The 6,124-nt window shown below is 33.8% G+C and carries 12 protein-coding genes; all 12 read right to left on the bottom strand.

Translation table 11 applies throughout. The features are described 5' to 3' along the window. Nucleotides 1–260: 260 nt before the first annotated feature. Nucleotides 261–749 carry an immunity protein YezG family protein gene (locus ACHBID_RS10275; protein WP_105111812.1) on the bottom strand — a complete coding sequence of 163 codons (489 nt, stop codon included), beginning with the start codon at nt 747–749 and terminating at the stop codon, nt 261–263. Nucleotides 750–910: 161 nt separating this feature from the next. Then, nucleotides 911–1,498, bottom strand: coding sequence for a DNA/RNA non-specific endonuclease (locus ACHBID_RS10270; protein WP_394732248.1), 588 nt, complete (start codon nt 1,496–1,498; stop codon nt 911–913). Nucleotides 1,499–1,600: 102 nt separating this feature from the next. Beyond that, entirely contained in the window at nt 1,601–2,260 is a 660-nt protein-coding gene (locus tag ACHBID_RS10265) for a PoNe immunity protein domain-containing protein (protein WP_394732247.1), read from the bottom strand. Between the two features lie 88 nt (nt 2,261–2,348). Beyond that, nucleotides 2,349–2,801 carry a hypothetical protein gene (locus ACHBID_RS10260; RefSeq protein ID WP_394732246.1) on the bottom strand — a complete coding sequence of 151 codons (453 nt, stop codon included), beginning with the start codon at nt 2,799–2,801 and terminating at the stop codon, nt 2,349–2,351. A 122-nt stretch (nt 2,802–2,923) separates the two neighbouring features. Further along, nucleotides 2,924–3,067, bottom strand: a complete 144-nt coding sequence (locus ACHBID_RS10255) for a DNA/RNA non-specific endonuclease (RefSeq protein WP_269088527.1) — start codon at nt 3,065–3,067, stop codon at nt 2,924–2,926. A gap of 78 nt (nt 3,068–3,145) precedes the next feature. Next, complete coding sequence (locus ACHBID_RS10250) at nt 3,146–3,637, bottom strand: immunity protein YezG family protein (protein ID WP_105123602.1); 492 nt, start codon at nt 3,635–3,637, stop codon at nt 3,146–3,148. A 2-nt stretch (nt 3,638–3,639) separates the two neighbouring features. Beyond that, nucleotides 3,640–4,017 (bottom strand): DNA/RNA non-specific endonuclease, encoded by a 378-nt coding sequence (locus ACHBID_RS10245; protein ID WP_238140819.1) that lies wholly within the window; start codon nt 4,015–4,017, stop codon nt 3,640–3,642. A 41-nt stretch (nt 4,018–4,058) separates the two neighbouring features. Continuing rightward, a complete protein-coding gene (locus ACHBID_RS10240) occupies nt 4,059–4,244 on the bottom strand; it encodes a hypothetical protein (RefSeq protein ID WP_394732245.1) in 186 nt (61 codons plus the stop codon). A gap of 133 nt (nt 4,245–4,377) precedes the next feature. After that, nucleotides 4,378–4,743 (bottom strand): immunity 22 family protein, encoded by a 366-nt coding sequence (locus ACHBID_RS10235; RefSeq protein WP_394732244.1) that lies wholly within the window; start codon nt 4,741–4,743, stop codon nt 4,378–4,380. Between the two features lie 29 nt (nt 4,744–4,772). Then, the gene (locus ACHBID_RS10230; RefSeq protein ID WP_202854149.1) at nt 4,773–4,967 is read right to left on the bottom strand and encodes a hypothetical protein; all 195 of its coding nucleotides are present in this window, start codon (nt 4,965–4,967) and stop codon (nt 4,773–4,775) included. 267 nt (nt 4,968–5,234) lie between these two features. After that, nucleotides 5,235–5,396 carry a hypothetical protein gene (locus ACHBID_RS10225; protein WP_394732243.1) on the bottom strand — a complete coding sequence of 54 codons (162 nt, stop codon included), beginning with the start codon at nt 5,394–5,396 and terminating at the stop codon, nt 5,235–5,237. A 9-nt stretch (nt 5,397–5,405) separates the two neighbouring features. Beyond that, nucleotides 5,406–5,795: a DUF1310 family protein gene (locus tag ACHBID_RS10220; protein WP_394732242.1), complete on the bottom strand. Its 390-nt coding sequence runs from the start codon at nt 5,793–5,795 to the stop codon at nt 5,406–5,408. Nucleotides 5,796–6,124: the final 329 nt, after the last annotated feature.

Raw genomic sequence — 6,124 nt, 5'->3', positions numbered from 1 at the left:
AAGTCTTTGAATTATCAAACACCTTACCAAGTTTTTCTGAGTTATATAAAAAGTCTAACTTAATTTGACAATTTAAATATTCTTCAGTTGGAAGAGGTGTTATTATTGAACCATTAAATTTATTCATACTTTCTCCAATTACTCCGAACAATCTAAGGAGTCAATAATGATAAAAATTCAGTAAATGTTGATGCAAGTTAATTCGTCTCATCAAAGATAAACTCAGGACTGAAAAATATCCAGCCCTGAAAGCCATTCCTTTAATTATTATATTTCTTTTGAAATTCTTCCATTTCTTTAAAGTTTTGAGCCTCTTTATCTGATCTCGGTTTAAAACCAAGATATTTATATTTAAAAAAGTTTCTTCTATCTGTAGGACCGTAGTTATATTTACTCCATGGTGTATAATCAAACGTAGTTGACATTCTATCACGTATAACTGAAATTACTACGGACTCCCAAGTTGGTAAATGATTGTCTTTGAATATTTTCCATAGATCATATCCTAACTCAAATTGTATATCAAACAATCTTTCTAACTGAATCTCATCAACTTTAAATTGTCCACCAATCATTAAACTATAATAGAATTTGTCATCCTTAGATGATTTAAAATCAAAATATACCCCACCGCCATCTTCAGACATCTCAATATTAATATAAATTTCACTACATTCTATTGGGATTGATTTATTTACACTTTTAATAACTTCAATAATTTTATTTTGAATATCATTTTCAATACTCATGATTAACCTCCTGCTTGATTTTTTATATTTCGGACAATTAAATCTTCATTTTCGATTTGATATCTTACTTTAAATTTATCAGGTCGTAGAGAAGTAACGCCTTCATCATATACCGGTTCAATACTAACAGATACTTTCTTCGGTGGGACTTCACTTAATGCCTACCTCCACTCTTGCTCCATATTGTACCATACACCACCACTACGATTGATATCATTATGCATCGCTACTAAGTTATCAATATCACCCGCCCCTTTAATCATGGACGCTATCAAGTGCCCACCATCATCTTCAAGTAAGCGACCAATGCCTCCAACTGTTCGTTGACTATATAGATTTCTATCTGCCGTTTCTAGCACTAAATTATCTGCGTTAACTGATGATATCCGTTCAAGAGAATCTGTTGTATATTCATAACCTTCTTCACTAACATATTTTACATTAGGAGCAAGCAGTTTTTTACCATGTGACCCTTTAATAATATGTTCTCCATGCGGCACTTCTTTCAAAGCATCAGAAGCTTTCGCCACCTCATCCACACTGCCATCCAAATTCTTGGCAAAGGCTTGGATGTTATCCGCTAGCCCAGACAATTTCCCTGGAGGCGGAGTTGGCATAAAGCCATCAATCAATTGTGGTTCTAAACCAATGTTGAGGCGGAAATTTTGTGCAGCAGTGCTGAGTGTCTCACCCGCATGACGAAGTTTACCAGCAACATTGTCAGCTATTGGTGATACCTTATCAGTCACTAGATTGTCAAGTTGTTTCCCAAAATCATCAATTTTTAAGGCAAGGTAGTGCTCTTACTTTAGAAAAATAGCAGAGCTGAAAACTAGCTCTGCTAATTACTGCTACTTCTGCACCAACAAATCATAAGGGAAATAATCTAAATTTTTCAATCGCTCATCAAAAATACCTTTGATTTTACAAGTTGCCGCCGTATCAAAAGCCCAGTAACCATAGTAACCACGATTGTCATAATGATGTGTCTCATACCAAGGTGCATCTGAATGTTCATAATACCAAAAACCTTGGGCTTTTTGAACACTGTCAAAATCATCACCAATCATATTCTGATACTCTAAAACTGAACGATATGGGACAATTTTGTCATGAAACAGATAAGCCATATAGTACTCAATCACACCATCGGTATGTGTTAATTGGTCATAAATTGATTTTAATACATCAATAAACTCTTCCTTACGCTCACTATAAAGGACTCCCAAAGCAAATATATCAACTGCTCTATAAAATGGTACACCCTCATTAGCAACCTGGTCCAAATAAATTAATGTACCTTTATAATAATCAAATAGATTATCAATCTCAACTCCAATGGAGTAGCCGATTTTGAAGAGGGTTTCATATTCTCTAACTAAGTCACGAAAATGATCCTTCAAATATTCTTTCTTTACATTAGGAATTAATGAAATATCTTCCTCTAGGTTTAATTGATAGAATTGTTGCAATCGGTAAAAATAATCCTCATTTTTCTTTTTATCTCTCATTTATGTAATCTCCTTTCACGGACGTATAATATTTTCCACCTTTACTATATAAATCCCAAAACTCTTCCAAAGACTAATGAGCTATGACTTATCTATTCTCAATCTCGGCTTTGACTTCTTCATACCATTGATTAAAAATATCAAATGAAGTTAAAGTATCAGAATTTGAATAAAATAGGTCATAAGAGTAATCTGCATGAACCTTCTTATTTACATTATCATAAATAAGTTTGATTTGGGTTGGCATGGATCTGCTGTACTTTTTACAAATTTTTTCAACCTCTTTTAAATCTTCGGTTCCAATTTTTAAAACATCAAAAATTAAATCATTGTTAGCTCTAACTCCATTTAGAGTCGCAAGTTGACGCATAGTCATCACCTCGCCATTTATGCTATAAAAAATATTAAAACTATATGAAGAATTCTCGTGTGAAGCGTATAGATATATTTTCTCAACATCACTACTCAACCTTTCGGCATACTCCAGTGATAAAGTAATCATATCTTTCTGCTTCTCTGTAAATTTATCCTCAAAAGTCATTGCTATTCTCCTATCTTAGATTTGATATACTTTCAAAAAAATCAACGCCATCAATACTATAAAAAACCTCAAAACTACTTGGTAGACCAGATGAACCATCATAACGAATCCTAATATCCACATTATGAACTTTTTTTAGGTGGTTGAGACTTGAGGGCGCTCTCCCATCTACGTTCTATCCGTCGATATTCTATCAAATTGACATCCTTGGATTGTGACAAAAGATTATCCAATTCAGGTGATCCACCAAACAAATCACCAAAGATTTGCCCTGCGTTGACAATTAGCCCTTTATTTTATCAAATCTATAGGCTACCATACCTCCTTCCTCTAGAAATAGAATTTTAACTGTTATTTTTTTTCTGAAATTCTTCCATCTCTTCAAACAATTTCATTTCTAATTCATTTTGAGGGATTTTTCCAAGATGTGTGTATTGAAAATATTTTAATCTTTGATTGGATGTATAAGAACTATTTAGCCAATCTGCATAATCAAATTCAACTTTTAATGTTGATTGATTATGTACAATAATTGTCATACATACCCATTTTTCTTGACCATGCTTATCTAACAGGTTATGTATTTCTCGTGAAATAGACATTAACTCATTAAACCCATTCATATACTCTGAAAATGAAATGTTATATTCCTCTGGAATATCATGAGAGTATTTATATTTCTCTTCCTCCTCTGAACTAATATAAAAGAATAACGTTTCTCCTTCACCATCTTGTAATTCAGTATAAATGTATAAATCTTTCCAATTAATTGGTATCATTGCATTTGTAACTTCAACCATTCTCTTTATTAACTGATTTAATTCATTTTCAAACATAGTTAACCTCCTGCTTTATAATTAACCTGACGGATTCTAATAGGCTCACATTCAATTTTATACCTGATTTTGAAACAATCTGGTCTAACTGAACTTGAACCAAAAACAGGTTCAATATTAACAGATACCTTTTTAGTAGGAACTTCACTTAGTGCTCTCTTCCATTCTTGCTCCATATCGAACCATACTCCACAACTACGATTAATATCACGATTCATAGCCACTAAGTTATCAAAATCTCCTGAGCCTTTAAACATCGAGGCAATTAAGTGCCCTCCATCATCGTCTGCTAGCCTGTCTGCACCACCAATAGTCCGCTGGCTATATAGATTTCGAGAAACCAAATCTAATATAAATTCATCTGCTTTAACCGATACAATCCGTCCTAATGAATCCGTTGTATATTTGTACCCCTGCTTACTTACATACTGAATGTCTGTAAAAGTTGTTTCTTACCATATTTACCAATTACAATATGCTCCCCATATGGTACTTTGGCATTTGCACCACTTTCCATCACATCATCCACACTGCTATCCAAATTCTTGGCAATGGCTTGGAGGTTATCCGCTAGCCCAGACAATTTTCCTGGAGGTGTAGTTGGCATAAAGCCATCAATCAATTGTGCTTCTATACCAATGTTGAGGCGGAAATTCTGTCCTGCAGTGCTGATTATTTCATCGGCAAGACGAAGTTTACCAGCTATATTATCAGCTGCAGAGGCTAGTTTACTTTATTATCTAGACTTCATATGAGGCAGTTCCAATCAATTCAAGAAAAAAATTATCCGTTTCTTTTCTTAATATTCGTTTATCATAGGAGTAATCATATATCAAAATTATAGTATTGTACTCTCTTCCTGTTTCTAAAAACTGCTGTATTATCTGATTATCATATGAAAATCCATCAAGTAAAACAAATAATGCTACTTCTTTGTTTTCAATCCAGTCACTTTCTATTAAATATCTATCATAAAAACCTAGATGAAAATCTTTCTCAAAATTGGAGTCAATACTGTCTCCATCGTCGGTATATCCAACATACAAATATTTTTTTAAATCTTCAGCAGATTGAAAATTTCCAAGCCATAATGTTACTCTTTGCATCTCATATCTCCTTAATCCTATTGGTAAGTCTAAAATACCGTTTTCATACGTCGTTTCGCCCACTCATTTAACTCAACTACAAAATCCTCATATGCGCTCGCAGAATCAATAATTTTTAAAATTTCGTTATGAGCTTTAGTTGATCCTCGTCCTCCATGGCGACCAGGAGGATTTATGAACTCTACATCTATAGTCAAAGTTCTCATCTCTTTTATATCGTCCATCGAAACACCCCAATTTCGATAACCTCATTAATCACAAATTTAGAATTTGAATATAGTAGTAATTCAAGCTCACTCGGATATTGACTTATTTGATTTTACATAGAACCCTTGCGGCCACTGGTAAATCATTAACAACCCAATCTAGAGCAGTGTCGAATGTCTTTGTTGGAGAAGAAAAAGAAGCTGTAGATCCTTCGTAGAGCATGGTGACTTGACTGACTTTATCAAGTTGTTCTTGAGTAGTTTTTTTCGGCAACTTTATATCTGTTATGACATAGGCTTTGAAACTGAACCGGTCTTTTCAACTTCTGCAACATAGCCGATGGTTGTTTTTCCCTCATCTATTGTAACAGGCTGACCGAATTTCAGTCGGCTATTATATTCTTCTTCAGCAATTTGCTGTCTTTGATAGTCTGTGTAATTTTTCATAAAATAGTCCTATTTTAATAAATTATCTAGTTCTTCTGAGTAAGTTACGCCCCCGGCTCTAAGTTCGTCAGACGAGATGCGACGATTCAGGGATATAGTGACTTCTAGATTCGAATTCTCATTTATCAGCAAACTCACAAATATTCCTCCCATAGGATTTTTCTGCAAACTATCGTAATCTACCACATAGGATTTTATAGTCCCAACTTCTGTCAAGGATTCAGAGTCTAATTTTTTTAAAACCCTTTCAAATACTAATTTCGCCTCATCACTCTCCACTATTTTAATCATTTCTTCTCTAAGTTCTTGTTCTTTATTCATCTGATAGATTACTCCTAATCCAATCAAGACTGTGATACTAGCTAGAATACCTGCTAGCCATTTTTGCCATGTTTTCATTTATTACCTCCCTTTAACACACTTGGAAATACCACTCCTTAATCTCTTCTGAAAAAGCTAGTGCTCTTTCGATTGGCTATATTGATCCACATAGGGGTGAGCTTAAAAAGGATATTTTCATCTCACTGCTTTCCTCTCTGTTTGTTATGTAACAATGAGTACAAAGTCACTATCATACCCAAGCCTGTTATTAGAAATATCTGTAAGGATAATCCCGTTTTTCTCGGTCAGTGACACTCCATAGCTACCTCATTAAAATTATGAAATATAGCATCTGAAGTATTTTCTATTTACTTCATTTTTAAAACTATTCAATTGTTGAGGCGAGT

Origin of the sequence: Streptococcus sp. A25 (genome assembly GCF_043674095.1) — a bacterium.
GTDB lineage: Bacteria > Bacillota > Bacilli > Lactobacillales > Streptococcaceae > Streptococcus > Streptococcus suis_V.
This window is presented reverse-complemented; position numbering and strand designations above follow the sequence as displayed.